The organism is Acinetobacter sp. YH12134 (assembly GCF_013418555.1).
In the GTDB taxonomy this organism is placed as follows: domain Bacteria; phylum Pseudomonadota; class Gammaproteobacteria; order Pseudomonadales; family Moraxellaceae; genus Acinetobacter; species Acinetobacter indicus.
In genome coordinates this window covers 1-19714 of sequence record NZ_VPBT01000030.1, presented here as the reverse complement: position 1 = coordinate 19714, position 19714 = coordinate 1, and the positions used below count along the sequence as shown (strand labels likewise).

Genomic DNA, 19714 nt, shown 5'->3' with positions numbered 1-19714 from the left:
TACTGTGTCCAGCGATGCTGGCGGTTTGTGCTAAATCTGCTCGAATATACCATTACTTACGCACTAAGCACAGTCAAAGCTGCGCATTTTTAGAACAAACTTAGAAGTTTAAGCTATAGATTAAGATTCACTAACAATAAGTGGTGTCTGCATTTTTTCACTCAGGAAGCGGGTCGCATCCTGTTGTGGCAGCGGTTTGGAGAATAAAAAGCCCTGGGCGATGTCGCAATCGAGCTTTCTGAGGTACTGAAGTTGATGTTCAGTTTCAATACCTTCAGCGACAATGGTCATGCCCATGGCTTTGCCCATGGCAATCATGGCACTGACAATGGCTTCCTGCTTGCTGTGGCCAATCTTGGACACAAAGCTGCGGTCGATCTTTAAAACATCTATAGGAAAATCGGTTAAGTAAGAGAGGGAAGAATAACCGGTACCAAAATCATCCAGCGAAATATGAATATGGCGCTTCTTGATTTCTTCCAGAATATATTTGACCTCGTCGGTATTTTCCAGCAACGACGATTCAGTAATTTCCAGTTCCAGGCTTTCACCGGAAATATGATAGGTATTGAGCGCCTCATCAATATCTTCCAGCAAATGTCCGCGTTGTAGCTGCTGCGCCACAATATTGACCGAAACCCGGATGTTATCAAAGCCCAGTGCCTGCCAGTCCCGAATCTGCTTGGCGGTTTGCTGAATTACGATATGGCCAATCTCTGAAATCAGGCTGGTTTGCTCGGCAATTGGAATAAATAAGCCGGGTGGAATCAGGCCTTTTTCCGGATGGTTCCAGCGTACCAAGGCTTCAAAACCGGAGACCTGCTGATCATGGAAATTGATTTTTGGCTGGTAATAGACGATCAGCTCATCATTTTTAATGGCCTGACGTAAATCCCGTTCAATATGCACGTCCTGCTCTAACAGCTTGGTGGTTTCCAGCGAATAGTATTTGGTGGTATTGCCGCCCAGACGCTTGGCTTCCGACAGCGCCTGTTCGGCACAGTTGTTTAAATAATCCAGCTGCCGGCCATGTTCAGGATATAAAGACACGCCCATCGACAGGGTAATAATATGGTCCTGACCCTGGATATTAAACGGCGCTGAGAAGGCTTTGGTAATACGTTCGCAATGCTGCTGCACCGATGGGCGAATATGTGACAGCTCATAAATAATGGCAAAGTCATCGCCATTTAAATGCGCCACCAACAGCGCTTCGGCATTAATGAGGCGTAAACGCTGTGCCACCTGTCTTAGCAGTTCATCGCCGCCATTATGGCTTAAATATTCATTCAGCACCCGGAACCGGTCGATGTTCAGGCGAATCACTGCCAGCTGTTTAATCGAATCCTGATGGGACACCAGATACTGATGCAGCTGATAGTTATAATAAAACCGGTTAGGCAGATCGGTCAGCGTGTCATAATTTTCCAGATAGGACAGGCGCTGTTCCTGCCGGCGGCGTTCGGTTAAATCTGAGACAATTCCGACATAATGGGTAGAACGGTTCTGTTCGTTGCTGACGGTATTCATGTGCAGGCGGATGGTCAGCTCTTTGCCCGACAGATATTTTTCATCCATTTCGCCATCATATTCGCCTTCTTTGAGCAGTTGCTTGACGATGGCATTGTGCATACTGCGCTGCCGCGATTTGTATTTGCTGGAAATATCAAACAGATGCTTGCCAATAATCTGCTCGCGACTAAAGCCGGTCAGCTGTTCAAAGCACGGGTTGACCTCAATATAACGCAGGTCCTCATTCAGAATAAAAATCCCTTCCGCTGCCTGCTGTAGTACGCTGGCGGTCAGTTTCAGGCGTTCCTGATCAGTTTTTTCCTGATGGATGTCACGGCGGATACCGACCATGCGTAATGGACGCCGGGTTTCAGGGTCACACTCAATCACACGGCCGACATCATGTACCCAGACCCATTTACCATTGCTTTGCTGTACCCGGTAGGTCACTTCATAGCGGTCGGTCTGGCCACGCAGATGCTGCTTCATGGTGTTACGAAAATGCGCCAGATCATCCGGGTGAATTAGTTGCTGCAGTTTGTGATGATGGGCTTTAGAGCCGGACATTTTCAGCTGCTGGTGTTCATTGGTCAGGGTAATCAGGCGATGCTTGATATCCCAATCCCACGGTTTTAGCCCGGCCACTTCATGCGCCAGTACCAGATTGGCCTGTTGATCTTGCAGGGCTTTATGGATTTGCTCCAGATCAAAGGTCCGTTCTTTCACTTTCTGTTCCAGCATCTGGTTATTAAACTGCAGCTGCTGCTCAATGTCCTTGGAACGGTTCATCTCCGTTTGCAGTTGCTGGCACAGCTGGTCGGTCCAAGCCACTTGCTGTTCGGCCTGCTTCTTGAGCTGATTATTCTTGAAATAGACACTGGATAGCCGGCGATGCATGTGCATGGAAGTGTTGGCACAAATCAGCAGACAGATTAAGGCAAAGTTGGTGGCCAGATAAAACAGCGGTTCAGTGTTGCTGTAAAAGAACAGTGGGGAAATTAAATACGGCGCAATGGCCGGAATAAATACCAGCGAAAAATAGCTCAGGCGCTGGGTTAAAAAGGTGAGGGCAAAGGTCTGGCTAATAATCACCAGCAAAGCCGCCAGAATAATGGCCTGATAGGTACTCATCTCCAGACTGTACTTCGGCAGGAAATAGTACAGCAGGGCAATGCCAATACCCAGGCTAATACCAACCAGCAGGCATACCAGCTTGATCCAGCGATGTGCCATTTGAATACTGTATTGACCGGGCTTAAAGCGCATTTCATTAAAGAACAGGCAGCCGGCCAGCCCCAGTTCACTCAGCAGGAACCAGGCATTAAATGCGAAAGTTGAAAAATTAAAAGAATAGTGAAAAATAAAATAAATATAAAAACAGAGAATGAGGATGCTCAGCAAAAAGAAGCGCATCAGCCGGATTGTATTGGTGATTTGGGCAGCATACAAATACTGCTCCATGAGCTCATCCTGATGGTCTGACATATATCCCCAAAACCCTATAAATTACAGAGTATGTAAAAATCCATTTTATTTTATGAATAACCTGATATTAGGTGAAATTGTAAAATAATATTTTGAGATTAGTCAGTAAACTTTAAAAAAGCAATCATCTGACTCAGCATTCAGCTAAAAATAAGACGAATTACACGCTGAAGTTAAAATTTAAAATAGAAAGTGCGACCACAGGCGCAGTTTCAGTTCTTAACACGCGCTCGCCTATACACCAGTTCACAAAACCTTTCGTATTTGCGCTACTGATTTCAGCCTCGCTCAGGCCGCCTTCAGGCCCAATTAACAGGGCAAGTTCTGGCGTGGCATTGTGTAAGACATTCACTTCATCTTTGTTGGGTGCTAATACCAGTTTAGTCGCTGGCAGATTGGTGTCGAGCCATTTTTCCAGCGGCATCGGCGGGAGAATTTTAGGCACAATATTTAACCCACATTGCTCACAAGCAGCAATGGCGATACCTTGCCAGTGATCCAGTTTTTTCTGGTCACGGTCATATTTTAGACGCATTTCACAGCGTTCAGAGGTGAGGAGCTGAATCTCGGAAACGCCGAGTTCCACAGCTTTTTGAATGGCATAATCCATCCGGTCGCCCTTACTCATCACCTGACCGAGCAGGGCTTTGAATTTAGGTGTACGGTTGCCCGGATTAAAGCTGTTGACCATCACCGTTGCTATTTTTTTCTGGACGTCGGTAAGGGTCACTTCATATTCGCCACCTTGTCCATTGAACAGGGTGGCTGTGTCGCCCACTTGTGCACGCAGTACTTTACACCAATGGTGAAACACGGTTTCGGTCAGCGCGAGCTGCGTCTCAACCGTTAATTCAGCTTCAATATAAAAACGTGGCATAAAGTACAACTCGCAAAAAGAAAATTAGGCTAAACCAAGATCAGTCACAAGCTGACGGGTAGGCTCGGTATTGTTCATGGTGTAGAAGTGCAGACTTGGCGCACCACCTGCAATCAGGCGTTCACAGAATTTCAGCACCACTTCATGACCGAAGGCTTTAATCGATGCCGTGTCATCACCATATGTCGCCAGTTGCTTGCGAATCCAGCGTGGAATTTCAGCACCAGTACTATCGGCAAAGCGAATCAGGTTGCTGGCATTGGTAATTGGCATAATACCCGGCGCCACTGGAATATTGACACCGGCTTGCTGAATACGCTCAACAAAGTAGAAGTAGGCATCCGGATTGAAAAAGAATTGCGTTAAGGCTGCATTGGCGCCGGCATTTACTTTTTCAACAAAATGCTGAATATCTTTATCAAAGCTTTCCGCTTGTGGGTGCATTTCCGGATAGGCAGCCACTTCAATATGGAAATGATCACCGGAATGTTCACGAATAAAGCGGACTAGATCCTGTGCATATGGCAATTCACCCAAGCCAACCTGACCGGATGGCAAGTCACCACGCAGTGCCACAATACGGTCAATACCTTGTGATTTGTACAGGTCCAGCAATTCGGCAATACGGGCTTTATCATCACCAATACAAGACAGGTGAGGCGCAACCGGTGTGCCTTTGCCATTGAAGTCGTTAATGGTCGATAAGGTACGTTCACGAGTTGAACCACCAGCGCCATAGGTCACCGAGAAAAATTCTGGATTTAAAAGCTGAAGCTCTTGGTGTACGGTCTTGAGTTTTTCTGCACCGGCATCAGTTTTGGTTGGGAAGAACTCGAATGAAATCGGAATCTGTTTTGACATGTTGAAATCCTTTTTATAAATACTTTTTATTCACCCTCTCCCTGACCTCTCCCAAAGGGAGAGGAGTATTCATTACTGAATAACGCAGAGTCTTGGCTCAAATTACTTAAATTTCACAAGTAAAACTCGTAATGTAAATGATTTGAGAGTTCACCCTCTCCCTATGGGAGAGGGATGGGGTGAGGGCTAATTAATATTTATAAGCATCCGATTTAAACGGACCTTCAACCGCTACACCTAAGTAGTCCGCTTGTTCTTGCGTCAATTGCGTCAGAACGCCGCCAAAACCTGCAACCATTGCAGCTGCAACTTCTTCGTCCAATTTCTTCGGAAGCAGTTCAACGCGAATCGCGGCTTGTTTTTGATCTTCAGGAAGATCAGCAAATTTCTCAGCGAACAAGTGCATTTGACCTAAAACCTGGTTGGCAAATGAACCGTCCATCACGCGTGATGGGTGACCTGTTGCGTTACCCAGGTTCACTAAACGACCTTCAGACAGCAGGATCAGGTAATCGTTTTCATTTTCTGAACGATACACCTGGTGAACTTGAGGTTTCACTTCAACCCACTTGTAACCACGTAGGTAGTTGGTGTCGATTTCAGTGTCAAAGTGACCGATGTTACAAACCACAGCACCTGCTTTTAATGTATCCAGCATGGCAGCGTCACAAACGTGGTAGTTACCCGTTGTTGTTACGATCAGGTCAGTGTTTAAAAGAAGGTCAGCGTTAACGTCTTCTTTCTTGCCGGTTTGAACACCATTTTTGTATGGAGAAACCACTTCATAACCGTCCATGCAGGCTTGCATTGCACAGATAGGATCGATTTCAGAAACACGTACGATCATGCCTTCTTGACGAAGTGATTGCGCAGAACCTTTACCTACGTCACCGTAACCAATGACCAGCGCACGACGACCAGATAAAAGCATATCGGTTGCACGTTTGATGGCATCGTTGAGTGAGTGACGGCAACCGTATTTGTTGTCGTTTTTAGACTTGGTTACTGAATCGTTTACATTGATTGCAGGTACTTTCAGAGAACCGTCTTTCCACATTTCAAGCAGACGTTGTACACCTGTGGTGGTTTCTTCAGTAATACCGTGGATTTTCGCCAAAACTTCTGGGTATTTTTCGTGAACAAGTGCAGTTAAGTCACCGCCATCGTCCAGAATCATGTTGGCATCCCAAGGCGTGCCATTCACGTTAATTTGTTGCTCTAAGCACCACACGTATTCTTCTTCAGTTTCACCTTTCCAAGCGAACACAGGAACACCAGACGCAGCAATGGCAGCAGCAGCGTGGTCTTGAGTCGAGAAGATGTTACAAGAGGTCCAGCGTACTTCAGCGCCAAGTTCAACCAAAGTTTCGATCAGAACAGCTGTTTGGATTGTCATGTGGATACAACCCAAAATTTTAGCACCAGCAAGTGGTTTAGCCGCAGAGTAGCGTTTACGCAGACCCATCAGGGCTGGCATTTCAGCTTCTGCAAGTTTGATTTCTTTACGGCCGTAGTCAGCCAGTGAAATATCAGCAACTTTATAATCTGTAAATGAAGCATTAACCGCGTTCATCACGATCTCCTTAATAAAAACAATTGATCATTCAGTTCGCGGATGCCGTTGTTGATCAAAGCGGATGTTTGACCGATGGTCGAGCCTAGCGCTTTTACATTTCGTACCTGTAAAACGTCGCAGCATCCCTCGACTAGCGCAGTATTGTACTTGGAAATTGCCCAGAGTTCCAATCTGAAATTGTTGAATATCTGGCTAAACTGTTCCGGTTTCTCGCTGTAGTGTTCTTTGATCTCCAAAACAATTAAAAATTCCGGCTAATCCAGCGTCTATCTCCATGCATCAATCTAAAAAAAGCCCATCATCTGATGAGCTTTTTATCGGATTGAGTGGGTTACTCGGCAGCTTTGGCTTTTTCGGCCCAGTAATCTGCCTGTGCTTCATTAATTTCGACTCCCAGGCCATGTTCATAAATACAGGCCAAATCACGCATGGCCTGTGCATCGCCCAGTTCAGCGGCTTGCTGAACCAAATTTACCGAGGTCGGAATATCTTTTTCTACCACATTCCCACGACGATAATAGCCAGCCAGCTCCAGAATTGCGCCTGCATGTTTCTGTTCGCTTGCTTGTTTCAACCAGTAATAGGCTAACTCAAAGTGAGTTTTGGAATCTTCAGGATCATCTTCCTGCACGTCTTTGGCATAGACGGTATAGCCTTCGCCCAACCAGTACATGGCTTCCAAGTGACCATTTTCAGCGGCTTTTAAGGCCCATTCTTCAGCCAGCAGGTTGTCATCTTCATGCTCGCTTTGCATATACAATTCAGCCAGCTCAAACTGGGCATCGGCTTGGCCTGCAAGCGCACGGTTAATCAGGGCGGGAGGAACAGTGATGGCGTCCGACATGGTCATATCCAGAAAATATTTGCTATAAGCCTAAAAGGTCTGCCGGAAAAAAGCCAATCTGAAATGAAATGTTTTGAGTCATAGCGCAAAATTGCTCGCTAAATTGTGGTAATTTTCAACTTTTAAAATATCAAGTATAGTGCAAATTACTATATAAAATTACAACAATAGCCTTGTATTTTAACCCTAAATTCTCCGAAGATAAGATTTTAAACGGTTATAAAAATAGAGTTTCTATGCAGCTCACTAAAACCTGTCTTAGCTTGGGGTTGGCCATGAGTATCTCTCAGTTTGCTTTTGCAGATTGGGTGGATGATGCCCTACAAAAGTCGAGCAGCATACCATTCAATTGCGTCATCATATTCAAGCCAATCCTGAACTTGGCAATATGGAATTTAAAACGTCGGAACTGGTGCAAAAAGAATTACGTTCTTACGGCATTGAAGTGAAAAAAGGCTTTGCCAAAACCGGTGTGATTGGCGTATTAAAAGGTGCAAAACCGGGCCCGATTATGGCCTTGCGTGCCGATATAGATGCCTTACCGATGGAAGAAAAAGCCCAAGTGCCTTTTGCCAGTAAAGCCAAAGGTATTTATCAGGGTGCAGAAACACCGGTCGCACATGCCTGCGGACATGATACCCACACTGCCATGCTATTAGGTGCGGCTAAAGCATTGGCAGAGAATAAAGATAAAATTGCCGGTACCGTGGTCTTTGTATTTCAGCCTGCGGAAGAAGGTGGTGCCGATATTGATAACTTCCTGAATGGTGATCAGGTCGGTGCACGTAAAATGATTGCCGATGGCGCGCTGAATAATCCAAAACCTGAAGTGATTTTTGGGATGCACGTGATGGCAGGTATACCAAGTGGCAATATTTTCTATAAAGATGGTGTGGCTTTAAACAGTGCCGACAATATTCGAGTGACTTTAACCGGTCAGCAGGTACATGGTTCCATGCCGTGGAAAGGACGTGATTCTATTGTCGCCGCGGCTGATATTATCCAGAATTTACAGACCATGGTGTCGCGCCGTGCCGACTTGAGTAAAGGCATGGGCGTGGTCAGTATCGGGCAGATTCAGGGTGGTACCAGTGGTAATATCTTGCCTGAACAGGTTTCGATGATCGGAACCATTCGTTCCAATCATGAAGATATCCGTCAAAGCATCTACAAAAACCTGCCAACCATGATTGATCACACCGCGCAAGCCAATGATGTAAAAGCCAAAGTGGAAATTTCACCGTATGCACCGGTCACAACCAATGATAAAACCCTGACTGAATTGATGGCGCCATCTTTAATTCAGGCCGCGGGTGAAGGTAAGGCGCATGTTTTAGAACATAACCAGAGCGCCAGTGAAGACTTTTCTTATTATGGCCAGCTGATGCCATCTTTATTTGTATTCCTGGGTGCGACACCAGCTGATCAGGATATGAGTAAAGCCGCACCGAACCATAACCCGTACTTTATTGTCGATGATAAAACCTTAAAAACCGGGGTAGAGTCGCATATGCGTTTTATTCTGGATTATCCAAAAGTTGCCAGCCAGGTACAAAGTGCATGGAAGGCTAAAAAATAATGGTCTTGAACCTATAAAACTCAAGAGAAAAACGGAGCAAATCGGCTCCGTTTTTTATGGCTCATAGATAGAACAATCAAATATCCGCTTTGAAATATAAAATTGAGCAGGAGAGAGTTAGGTAATAACGATGGAAGTTTAACGGAACCCATATATCAAAATAGCCTAAGTTATTTAATCTCTTTTACCTCTCAGAACCTGATCATGCGTTAATTATAAAATGAAGATTAAATATTCCTTGTTTGCGTCTGTTATGACTTAGAGAGAAAACCAGGATAAGGGAGTTTTTGATTTATCAGAGGATGGATAACAGCAGTCGATGTAAACCAATTCATCTTTAATTTAAATTACTTACAAAAATAGAGTTGAGCGGAGCCGTAGCATTTTTTAAGTTAGACCCATACAACGGAACAAAAAAAGAGAAGAAAAAAATGGTGAACTTTCTAACCGCAGAAGATGCAAAAGTGCTTTCGGCGCATGCCAATCTGGACATCAACCTGTATAAAGCGCGTTTAGCCAGTTTAATTGAAGAGAATGCCAAGCAGGGCAACACTGCAGTATTTACGGTATTGCCCAAACATTTGCCTTTGGAAGAAATTCGCAATCTCTCTGCCGAACTGACCCAGCTTGGTTATCAGGTACGTTTTGAAGTCAGTGAATTCTTTTACAGCTTTAATGTGTACTGGATTTAAACCCGTTCGAAATTTACGAGTTGGCCTGATAGTCCTGAATGACTTCTAACGCCGCACGGAAGGCCTCTTGCGTAGCCGGTGCGCCGCAATAGGGCAGGCTATGTAGCAGCACTTCCTGAATTTCTTCCACTGTCGCGCCATTATTTAAAGCCCCGCGTACATGACCTTTTAATTCAGTCGGGCTTTTGAGCGCAGTTAAAAAGGCAATTGTCACCAGTGAACGATATTTGCGCGGCAATACATCTTCACGTTGCCAGGTAGAACCCCAGGCATGTTCATTAATCCAGTCCTGCAAAGGCTGGGTAAACGGCACGGTATTGTCCTGCGCACGTTTCACAAAACTTTCACCCATGACTTCGGTACGCACTTTTAAACCATTGTCATAATCTTGTTGTGACATCTTGTTTCCCTCAATATTGTTTTCGATGTAGCTTAACGGCTTATGCAGTCTATACTATTGGAAGATGGTCGTAGAATGCCTGTTAGAAGCCTCGTCTCCAGTCCATAAAAAAGTGGCCCGAAAGCCACTTTATTCAATATTCAGCATATAACTAAAAACGGATAAACGGTTCCGGATCCTCTTTATGATGATCTGTGGCCAGTTGTGCGGTGCCACCGGTTTTCGGTTCTGCTGAAGTTGCCGGAGGATGAGCTTCCGTATCGACACCTAAAGGTTCAATTAAATGCGGATTGTCTAGTGGCAGGGTCTGTTCCAGCTGCATATCGAAAATATCGGTCAAAATACTGTCAAAGCGCCGCGCGTTATAACTGAGTAGCTGGCTAGCTTCTTCGGGTTGAATCGCGCCGGTATTTAGGGCATCGGCAATGTGTTCTTCAAAACTGAGGCCATCAAAACTGCCTTTGGCTTCAGCTTTTTTAAAGCGATCCCACAGCGGTTCAATCTCGGTTAAGCTCTGGAAGGTACTTTCCATCCGGCCAAAGACATCGTCCGGGTCCGTGTTATAGAAAACATGCTGTTTCAGCTGCTGGCGAAAAGCATTGTCCTGCATCATGCTCATGGCCACATCACGTTTCAGCTGATCGCTTGGTGGCTGCAAGGCACGGCCCCACGGGAAGCAGATCAATTTCACGACGCCAGCCGCCAGCTGCATAGGGAAATTATTGAACAGTCCAAAGAAGGCTTCTTGTGCATTAAACAGTGCTTTGTCTAAAGCCAGTTGCGCATGCAGTTGCTCATCTGCGGTTTTTTGCCCATGTGCATAGTATTTTAAGATGGCGGTGGCAATAAACAGCTGCGCATGAATATCGGCCAGGCGTCCGGATAGCATTTCCTTGCGTTTAATATCACCGGCCAATAAACCCAGACACATATCGGCAGTCAGGGCAAAGGCCGCACTAAAACGGTTGATGGTTTTGTAATAAGGCCGGCTAAATTCATCGGCTTGTTGCGGAGCATCGGATGAACCGCCAAACCAGCCAAAGGCAAATGCGCGCGCAGTCCGGTTAAAGGTATAACCGAGATGATGGTAGAACAGTTCATTAAATTGTGTCAGCGCGGCATCTTTATCAGGGGCTTGTAGCAGTTGTAATTCTTCATACAAATACGGATGGCAACGCATCGAACCCTGGCCAAAAATCATCAGCGAGCGGCTTAAAATATTGGCCCCTTCAACGGTAATGGAAACTGGAATGGCCTGATAGGTCAGCGCCAGAAAGTTCCGTGGACCCAACTGGATGGCGCGGCCACCGACCACATCCATACCATGATTAACCACACGGCGCATAGACTCTGTGGCATAGTACTTGGCCATCGCGGTCATCACGGCAGGTTTGCCGCCCTGATTCAGTCCACAGGTCACCAGATAGCGAAAGGCTTCCAGCATATAGGTTTCACTGGCAATATCACTGGTGACTTCCTGTACGCCTTCAAATTTCCCCACCGACAACTTGAATTGCTGGCGGATTCGCGCAAAAGCACCGACATTTAAATAGGTCATTTCCCCGGCAGCGGTTGACAGTGCCGGTAAGGAAATCCCGCGACCGACGGCCAGACATTCCATTAACATGCGCCAGCCTTTACCGGCATTTTCCACACCACCGATAATCCAGTCGAGTGGAATAAACACATCCTGACCTTCGACCGTGCCATTCATAAATGGTGAACCGGGATGATGGCGCGGCCCGACTTTCACTCCGGCGTGATTGGCCGGCAGCAGCGCACAGGTAATGCCGTAGTCGGTTTTAGTCTTATCGCCGAGTAAGCCTTCCGGATCATACAGTTTAAAAGCCAGACCAATCACGGTGGCAATGGGCGCCAATGTAATCCATCGTTTGGAGAAATTCATTTTCAGACCAAGTACTTGCCGGCCTTCAAACTGGCCATAACAGACCACGCCAGTATCTGGAATGGCACCAGCATCGGAGCCGGCTTCGGGGCTGGTCAGCCCAAAGCAGGGAATTTCTTCGCCTTTGGCCAGACCGGGCAAGTAGCGTTTTTTCTGCTCATCGGTACCGTAGTGCAGCAGCAATTCACCCGGGCCTAAGGAGTTGGGCACCATACAGCTGACCGCGGCAGTTAGGGAGCGTGAGGCAATTTTGCTCATAATCCGGCTTTGCGCAAAAGAACTGAAAGCCTTGCCGCCGTATTCCTTGGGAATAATCAGGCCCAAAAATCCATGGGTTTTAATAAACTGCCAGGTTTCAGGAGATAAATCTTTGTGCTTATGATGGATTTCCCATTCATCCAGCATGTTGCACAGCTGTTCCACTTCATTGTCTAAAAAGGATTGTTCCTCCGCACTGAGCGTAGGATAGGGATATTGCTCAAAGGTATCCCAGTTGGGCGCACCCATAAACAGCTCTTTTTCCCACCAGCTGGTGCCGGCATCCAGTGCTTCACGTTCGGTGCTGCTCATGCTTGGCATGGCTTGTGACAAAGCCTTATACGCGGGTTGGGTGATGATTTTCATGCGCAAGGCATCCACCATCACAATTATGCTTAGCACAATTAAAGGAATGCCTAAAATTAAGGACCAGGGATTAATAAAGGCAGAGACAATACTGACCGCGATCAGGGTCATGGCACCGCTGTTGCGAGACAGCTGAAAATAGAAAATCGCCCACAGTGTAAAAACAAGAATGACGATACTGAGTATAAAAAGCATTATTGTATTTCTCCCGGCTGCTACAGCATCACCGTGCCTGCAAGGAAAAATGAAAGAAATGCTGCTTCATTTTGTCTGAAGTCATCCGGTGAAGGCTGTTCTTGGAACGTCGGTATCGTTTTTTTAAATATCAAGACCATTAAAACGATTGCTAAAAACAAACTCTATGGATGAAGATTGGTTGAAAAATGATCGCTATTCAAGTAAAAACGCGCAACGAAATGTGAAGATAAGTAAGGACTTAGTTTTAAAGAAAGCGTTATAAAAAAGCGGCTGAATGGTTCAGCCGCCAGAAGCACAAGTGAAGAAGACGCTTTATTTTTTAGATTGTGGTTGAAACTCTTTAAAGTCGGCTTTACGGATCATGGCATGAATCCCTTTGGTTTTATCGACCACTTGAGAAACTTCAAAATCTGTCGCAGCACTTAAGTAAGCATAAGCCAGCTCTTCTTCAATCCCGTATTCTTTGTTTAAAAAGCGAATTGCTTCACGGGTAGATTTTTTCATGGCTTCATCCAAGTCTTCATCCAGTCCCGGTGTAATCCAGAATTGGGCATTCTCGGCCAAAGGTTGCTGCACAGATTGTCCTGGAATTTTATCTTTACCCGCTTTTAGCAGGGTCAGTTTCAGTGTTGCCCGGGCTGAGCCTTCCAGCGCAGTTAAGGCAACCTCGCCATCGCCTTGGACAAAATGGCTGTCACCGGTATAGAACAGGGCACCCGGGACCTGAACTGGATAATAGGCGGTTGCGCCTGCGCCTAGCTCGTTAATGTCAATATTGCCACCATAGAACGAGGGTGGCACAGAATGGACCGGCTCACTGGTATTGGCCGCAACGCCCATTAAGCCCATAAAAGGGGCTAGTGGAAAACGGATAGATTTACCGGAACCGGTTTGAATGATACCTTCATATTCACCTTGGGCATTTTTTTCAATTGGGGTAAATACCGACACATTACCATAGCGTTCAGGGTGAGCAGGAGATGCATCGGCCTGAGCAGGATGTTTCGGATATTCTCCAACCAGTGTGCCTTTGCCATGACGGTTGGAAATCACACCATAAGGGACGCGGGGCTGTATTTGAATGACTTCAACTTTTAGAACATCTCCCGGTTCAGCCCCCTGAATCGCCACAGGGCCGGTCACAATATGTGGCCCATCTTTATGAAAGTCATGCTGCAGATCGGAGCGGCTAATCAGTTTGGCTTCATCCAGAATATACTGAGATTTGACCCCTTTGGATTTAAAGTATTTTTCGGCATCACGGCCCTGATCTTCCAACAGACCTTCATGAGAGACTGTGTCAAATGTCACAGTGCTACCGGAGGGTACAGTCAGCACAGGCTTGGCATCTTTATTGGGCAGATAACCCCAGCGAATAGTGTCTAAGGTAGACGGCACATAATAATGTCCCTGATACGCTCCTTCACTGAGCAAGCCAGGCTGAGCAGTAATTTGCTTGAGGATGGGAAAATTCTCGGCCTGTGCCGCACCACTGAGTGCAGTACAAATAACAAATGAAAGGGCTTTATATTTCAACATGATTCTGCCTATCGAAAGTGAAGGATAAGCAGGATGTAGCAAGTCACGTGCCAAATCTAAATTTGGGCAAAAATTAAAATAAGAAATATAAAAAAGCCCCGAATCCGGGGCCCTATTTTCTAAGCTTAGTTTTCTTAGATTATGCTTCGATGGTTTGTACACTAATTTTCTTGGCAGGATCAGTCTTGCGACGTACCGCTGGAACTGGCTCGCCGTAGTATTGACGGTCTGCAAAATAACTTGAACGCACCATTGGTGCAGACCAGATATTTTTAAAGCCCAGTTTGCGGCCGTGTTCTGCATAACGCTCAAATTCTTCTGGCGTTACAAAGCGGTCGATTGGTGCGTGCTGTTTCGATGGCTGTAAATATTGGCCAATGGTCACATAATCTACATCATGTGCTCTCAGATCATCCAATAATGAAATCACTTCTTCTTCAGTTTCACCAATACCGACCATCAGGCCACATTTGGTTGGAATTTCCGGACAATATTCTTTAAACATTTTCAGCAGGTTTAAAGAGTGCTGATAGTCTGAACCCGGACGCATGGCTTTATATAAACGTGGCACGGTTTCAATATTGTGGTTAAACACATCTGGCGGACATTCAGTCATAATGCGCAGCGCAATATCCATACGGCCACGGAAATCCGGAACCAGAATTTCCAGCAGGGTATTCGGACTTAAGGCACGGGCTTCTTTAATACAGTCAACAAAATGCTGTGCACCGCCATCAAGCAGGTCATCACGGTCTACCGAGGTAATGACCGCATATTTCAGGCCTAAGTTGGCAATGGTTTCTGCCATATGACGCGGCTCATCCGGATCAAGCGCATTCGGACGGCCATGGGCAACGTCACAGAACGGACAGCGACGAGTACAAATATCACCCATAATCATAAAGGTTGCAGTACCGCCACCAAAACATTCTGGCAGGTTCGGACAGGCTGCTTCTTCGCAAACGGTATGCAGTTTTTGCTGACGCAGTGTCGATTTGATGCGTTGAACTTCTTCTGGTGCCGCCATCTTGACCCGAATCCAGTCCGGTTTGCGCGGCGTTTCAACCGTAGGCACAACTTTTACAGGAATACGAGCGACCTTTTCTGCGCCACGAAGTTTAACACCCTGTTCTGGTTTACGGTTTTCAGACATATTCAACTTTTCCACTGTTTTGACGGGGGAGATATTCGAAAAATAGCGCCTCCATTATAACGGACTTGGGTGCAAATAGGAAAAAAACGATATTCATTTAAAAAATGTGGCTATCACGCAATATATGCTAGGTAAATACAGAAAATCATGATGTTTTCAGTCATAATATGCATATGAGATATAAACAGAATAGATTAGTTTAAGGAGCGTTGAATGCCACGTAAAAAAGAGGTGGTTGCCGGAACTTTCGTTAAATATGATGCGGTGGTCTTAGGTTCTGGTCCTGCAGGTGAAGGCGCAGCAATGAAACTTGCCAAATCGGGCATGCGTGTTGCTGTGGTGGATATGCGTGAGCAACTCGGCGGTAACTGTACTCACGTGGGCACAATCCCAAGTAAGGCGCTGCGTCAGACGGTATCCAGCATCATCCGTTACCAGCGTGATCCGATGTTCCAGAAAGTGGGCGACTGGAAACAGTTCACCATGAAACAGGTGCTGCGTAATGCACATAAAGTGATTCAGCAGCAGGTCGATACCCACTCGCGCTTCTATGACCGCAATAAAATTGATATCTATCACGGTCGTGCTTATGTGCAGGACAAAAATACCGTGCTGGTATTCAGTCCGGAAGGCATTAAGGAAACCCTGATTTTTAAGCAGCTGGTGATTGCAACCGGTTCACGTCCGTATCGTCCAGAAATTTTAGATTTTAACCATCCACGTGTATTCGATTCAGACAAGATTCTGGATCTGGATTTCTCGATTCAGAAAATCATCATTTATGGTGCCGGTGTCATTGGCTGTGAATATGCCTCGATCTTCATTGGTCTGGACCATAAAGTCGACCTGATTAACACCCAGCATAAATTGCTCAGCTATCTGGATGATGAAATCTCCGATGCCTTGTCCTATCACTTGCGTGAACAGGGCGTGTTGATTCGTCACAATGAGCAGATTGATCATTTGGAAACCTTTGATGATCACGTAGTGCTGCATTTGCAAAGTGGCAAGAAAATCAAAGCCGATGCCATCTTGTGGTGTAACGGCCGTTCAGGCAATACCGATGGTTTAGGCCTGGAAAATGTTGGCTTAAAACCAAACAGCCGTGGTCAGCTGACTGTAAATGAGCAATATCAGACTGAAGTTGAAAATATTTTCGCTGCCGGTGACGTGATTGGCTGGCCATCTCTGGCGTCTGCTGCCTATGACCAGGGGCGCTGTGCTGGTGCCAACATGAGTGGCGAGGAAAATGTGGCACCGGTGACTGATATTCCAACCGGTATTTATACCATTCCGGAAATTTCTTCAATTGGTAAGACCGAGCAGGAACTGACCGAAGAGAAAATTCCGTACGAAGTGGGTCAGGCTTCTTTCCGTCATCTGGCACGTGCGCAAATTACCGGTGATACGGTTGGTGAACTGAAAATTCTGTTCCACCGTGAAACTTTAGAAGTATTGGGTGTACATTGCTTCGGGAATAACGCGGCAGAAATTATTCACATTGGTCAGGCGGTGATGAACAGCCCGAACAATACCATCAAGTATTTTGTGGAAACCACATTTAACTATCCAACGATGGCAGAAGCGTATCGTGTGGCGACCTTAAATGGTATGAACCGTCTGTTCTAAGCGGTTGCTCATACTGAAAAACCCGTAAACACAGTTTGCGGGTTTTTTTATGGTTGGATGAAAAGGATAAATATCCTGCAGTCAAAGTCCTGAACACGGGTGCATATTCAGTATCTCTAGTTCAGTTCCTGCTTAAAAAGGTCGGCTTCCGGCAAGGCTGATACGTTTTAACAGACGGCGCTGTTCGGCCGGAAATGGACGGCGGGAATGCAGGGTGGCCTGATTATCCCAGAACACAATATCACCGACTTCCCACTGATGCTCATAGGCAAATTCTGGTTGAAGCAGATGGGCACGTAACTGGGTAATCAGTTCGCTACCAGCCTGATCTTCATAGTTTTCCAGTTCCACTTCGGTATGGGTATTGAGCCACAAAGCTTTACGCCCGGATTCTGGATGGGTGCGCACCAAAGGATGTGGATAGGCATGGCTTAAAACCGGTTGATCTTTAAAGCGATACAGCGGACTGTTGCCATAAACGCCGTCTTGCGACGAGGCTTGGGTTTTCTGCCGGCGAACAAAAGGGTTGTAAGTAATTAATTGTAGCTGGTTGATATGTGCCTGAGTGTCGGCATCTAGGGCATTATAAGCTTTGATGGTATTAATCCAGCTGGTCTGGCCACCATTTTGTGGCAGTTCAATAGCATAGAGCAAAGAGCCAAAGGAGGGCAGCGGTGTCCATTGATGATCGGCATGCGGGCTTAATTCACCATGACCAGTATAATCGCCTTGTCCTACTGCATTGGAAACAGGCACGATATCGGGTGGTACACCGCTATCATCCTGCGCGGCCAGTACAGGCGTGTCGGCAGCGGGACGGAAAATTGAACCGAAATAGGTGGCAAAGGCCAGATACTGTAAATCATCCAGCTGTTGCTGTTTGAAAATTAAAACTAAATGTTCTGCCAAGGCCTGTTTCAGCCGGAAAATGGTTTCACCCGATTGAGCCTTGCGCGCATCTAATCCATACACCACCGCACCAAGAGCCTGGTCAGTGTGTGGAACAATACGGATTTCGCTGCCGTCCTGGAATTGATTGGCCTGATGCCAGCGCGGTGCATGGTGAATGGCTTGGGAAAGTTGGGTCAGACTGGTCATGTTTAAGTTTTTCTCTCAGTGTTATTGCTTCAAGAAAATTTAGAAAAAAACGCAGGCCAAATAAAATCAGAAGAAATTCTAAACTTATGAAAAGGCTATAAAAATAATTAAATATATGATTTATATTCTTTTAATTAAAACAGCAAACCAAATAACTGAATTTGCTGTTGATGCTGCGGTTTTTTAAACATTAATGTGCACAAAACGCCTGATTAAAGTATTCAAACAGCTGCGGGGTTTTCATCCATAACAGCAGCGATAAAATAAAAAAGCTGATGATGCACAGGCCAATCAGAATTTTTAACAGCGACATTGAATTAGTCATGCACCACCGCCTGTTCATTCACAAAGAAATGTACCCAGACGCCAAAAGCACTTAGCGCAATCGAGAACATCCAGATGGCATTATAGTTACCGGTTAAGTCATGGTTCAGGCCACCCAGCCAGCCACCGAGGAACGAACCAACCTGATGGGTGAAGAATACAATCCCACTGAGCATGGTCAGATATTTCACCCCGAACATATTGGCTACAATGCCATTGGTCAGTGGCACGGTCGATAACCATAACAGTCCCATAATGACACCAAAGCCATAAATTGTCCAAGTACTGAGCGGTAACAGTAAAAAGGCGATAATGGCAAGGCCACGCAGACCATACAGCCACATCAGTAAATGCGGTTTGGAATATTGGCCGCCCAACCAGCCAGCCGTATAGGTGCCGACAATATTGAATAAACCGACTAAGGCCAGGAAGATGGTACCAGTGGTGGCATTAAACCCATGATCAATTAAATAACCCGGCAAATGAATACCAATAAACACCACCTGAAAGCCGCAGACAAAAAAGCCCAACGATAAAAACCAGAACGGCTTGTGGTTTTTGGCAATCACCAGAATCTGCTTAAATGTTAACGCCGGTTGCGGTTTGTTGGCCGCTGCATTCGGGGCGGTATACATCGGTGCTTTTAAGGTCCATGCCAAAGGAATCAGCAGGGTCATCAAGATGGCACTAACCACCAGTGCACCTTTCCAGCCTAAATTCTGCAATAACAGCAGTGTGGTCGGCAGCATAATAAACTGACCGAAAGAACCCGCTGCACTGGCAATCCCCATCGCCAGGCTGCGTTTTGAAGGATGGGCTGCACGGCCAACTGCGGACAGTAAAATCGGAAAAGAGGTGGCAGAGAGCGCCAGACCTAAAATTAAACCGGCACTTAAATTCAGCAGCCAGCCGGTCGAGCTGACCGCCATTAGCAATAAACCCAGTGCATATAAGGCACCACCAACGGCGACCACAATTTTACTGCCATATTTGTCGGCAAAGGCGCCGGTAATTGGTTGTACCGCACCCCAGATCAGGTTTTGCATGGCAATAGCCAGACTAAAGACATTATGCCCCCAGCCAAATTCATGGCTCATTGGCACCAGATACAGGCCGAAGGCATGTCGTACCCCCAATGACAGCGCCAGAATAATGGCACTTCCCATCAGCATATAAATCAGGGCTTTGGAAAAACGGGTATCTGACATAAAAAGTCCGGCAGCCAGGAAAGACCTGCTTATGTTAGTAGATTGCTGCGCGGGAGGCGATAGAATAAAAATTAAATAAAAGCTCTGTACACGACAAAAATAGATAACTCATTGAAATAATGTCACAATAATTGTTTTCTAACGACGAATACTATGACACATCTCAATGAGTTATATCTTATCTTAAACAAATCTCTAAAATGGAACAA

General features: G+C 46.0%; 14 protein-coding genes and 1 pseudogene. 3 read left to right on the top strand and 12 right to left on the bottom strand.

The features are described from left to right. Positions 1–120: 120 nt before the first annotated feature. From FTU69_RS13460 to FTU69_RS13440, 5 genes are all read right to left on the bottom strand, one after another. The gene (locus FTU69_RS13460) at positions 121–2997 is read right to left on the bottom strand and encodes an EAL domain-containing protein (RefSeq protein ID WP_180104037.1); all 2877 of its coding nucleotides are present in this window, start codon (positions 2995–2997) and stop codon (positions 121–123) included. A gap of 160 nt (positions 2998–3157) precedes the next feature. Further along, positions 3158–3874, bottom strand: a complete 717-nt coding sequence (locus FTU69_RS13455) for a 16S rRNA (uracil(1498)-N(3))-methyltransferase (RefSeq protein WP_168384580.1) — start codon at positions 3872–3874, stop codon at positions 3158–3160. A 24-nt stretch (positions 3875–3898) separates the two neighbouring features. Next, positions 3899–4735, bottom strand: a complete 837-nt coding sequence (gene metF / locus FTU69_RS13450; RefSeq protein WP_016659212.1) for a methylenetetrahydrofolate reductase [NAD(P)H] — start codon at positions 4733–4735, stop codon at positions 3899–3901. Between the two features lie 190 nt (positions 4736–4925). Continuing rightward, positions 4926–6308 (bottom strand): adenosylhomocysteinase, encoded by a 1383-nt coding sequence (ahcY, locus tag FTU69_RS13445; RefSeq protein WP_163141589.1) that lies wholly within the window; start codon positions 6306–6308, stop codon positions 4926–4928. 334 nt (positions 6309–6642) lie between these two features. Next, the gene (locus tag FTU69_RS13440; RefSeq protein ID WP_156189256.1) at positions 6643–7155 is read right to left on the bottom strand and encodes a tetratricopeptide repeat protein; all 513 of its coding nucleotides are present in this window, start codon (positions 7153–7155) and stop codon (positions 6643–6645) included. Positions 7156–7391: 236 nt separating this feature from the next. Between FTU69_RS13440 and FTU69_RS13435 the strand changes: the two are divergent. Both FTU69_RS13435 and FTU69_RS13430 read left to right on the top strand, forming a co-directional pair. Next, a pseudogene (locus FTU69_RS13435) lies at positions 7392–8734 on the top strand (amidohydrolase). Positions 8735–9165: 431 nt separating this feature from the next. Further along, a complete protein-coding gene (locus FTU69_RS13430; protein WP_005179143.1) occupies positions 9166–9426 on the top strand; it encodes a hypothetical protein in 261 nt (86 codons plus the stop codon). A gap of 13 nt (positions 9427–9439) precedes the next feature. Here FTU69_RS13430 and FTU69_RS13425 read toward each other — a convergent pair whose 3' ends face one another. The 4 genes from FTU69_RS13425 to lipA form a co-directional block, all read right to left on the bottom strand. Continuing rightward, positions 9440–9826: a carboxymuconolactone decarboxylase family protein gene (locus FTU69_RS13425; protein WP_104484600.1), complete on the bottom strand. Its 387-nt coding sequence runs from the start codon at positions 9824–9826 to the stop codon at positions 9440–9442. A 151-nt stretch (positions 9827–9977) separates the two neighbouring features. Next, complete coding sequence (locus FTU69_RS13420; RefSeq protein ID WP_168396680.1) at positions 9978–12551, bottom strand: acyl-CoA dehydrogenase; 2574 nt, start codon at positions 12549–12551, stop codon at positions 9978–9980. 315 nt (positions 12552–12866) lie between these two features. Further along, complete coding sequence (locus tag FTU69_RS13415) at positions 12867–14093, bottom strand: acetamidase/formamidase family protein (RefSeq protein ID WP_156189253.1); 1227 nt, start codon at positions 14091–14093, stop codon at positions 12867–12869. A 139-nt stretch (positions 14094–14232) separates the two neighbouring features. Further along, complete coding sequence (gene lipA / locus FTU69_RS13410; protein ID WP_005179140.1) at positions 14233–15246, bottom strand: lipoyl synthase; 1014 nt, start codon at positions 15244–15246, stop codon at positions 14233–14235. 213 nt (positions 15247–15459) lie between these two features. On the opposite strand from lipA, the gene sthA reads away from it, so the two are divergent. Then, a complete protein-coding gene (sthA, locus tag FTU69_RS13405) occupies positions 15460–16875 on the top strand; it encodes a Si-specific NAD(P)(+) transhydrogenase (RefSeq protein WP_005179136.1) in 1416 nt (471 codons plus the stop codon). Between the two features lie 132 nt (positions 16876–17007). Here the strand turns inward: sthA and FTU69_RS13400 are convergent, their stop codons facing one another. The 3 genes from FTU69_RS13400 to FTU69_RS13395 all read right to left on the bottom strand — a co-directional run bounded on the left by FTU69_RS13400 (position 17008) and on the right by FTU69_RS13395 (position 19505). Next, entirely contained in the window at positions 17008–17973 is a 966-nt protein-coding gene (locus FTU69_RS13400; RefSeq protein ID WP_180104036.1) for a TauD/TfdA family dioxygenase, read from the bottom strand. Positions 17974–18163: 190 nt separating this feature from the next. Continuing rightward, positions 18164–18298 carry a hypothetical protein gene (locus tag FTU69_RS14840; protein WP_005179131.1) on the bottom strand — a complete coding sequence of 45 codons (135 nt, stop codon included), beginning with the start codon at positions 18296–18298 and terminating at the stop codon, positions 18164–18166. Then, complete coding sequence (locus FTU69_RS13395) at positions 18291–19505, bottom strand: MFS transporter (protein ID WP_163141599.1); 1215 nt, start codon at positions 19503–19505, stop codon at positions 18291–18293. Before FTU69_RS13395 ends, FTU69_RS14840 begins: the two co-directional genes overlap by 8 nt. Positions 19506–19714 lie beyond the last annotated feature (209 nt).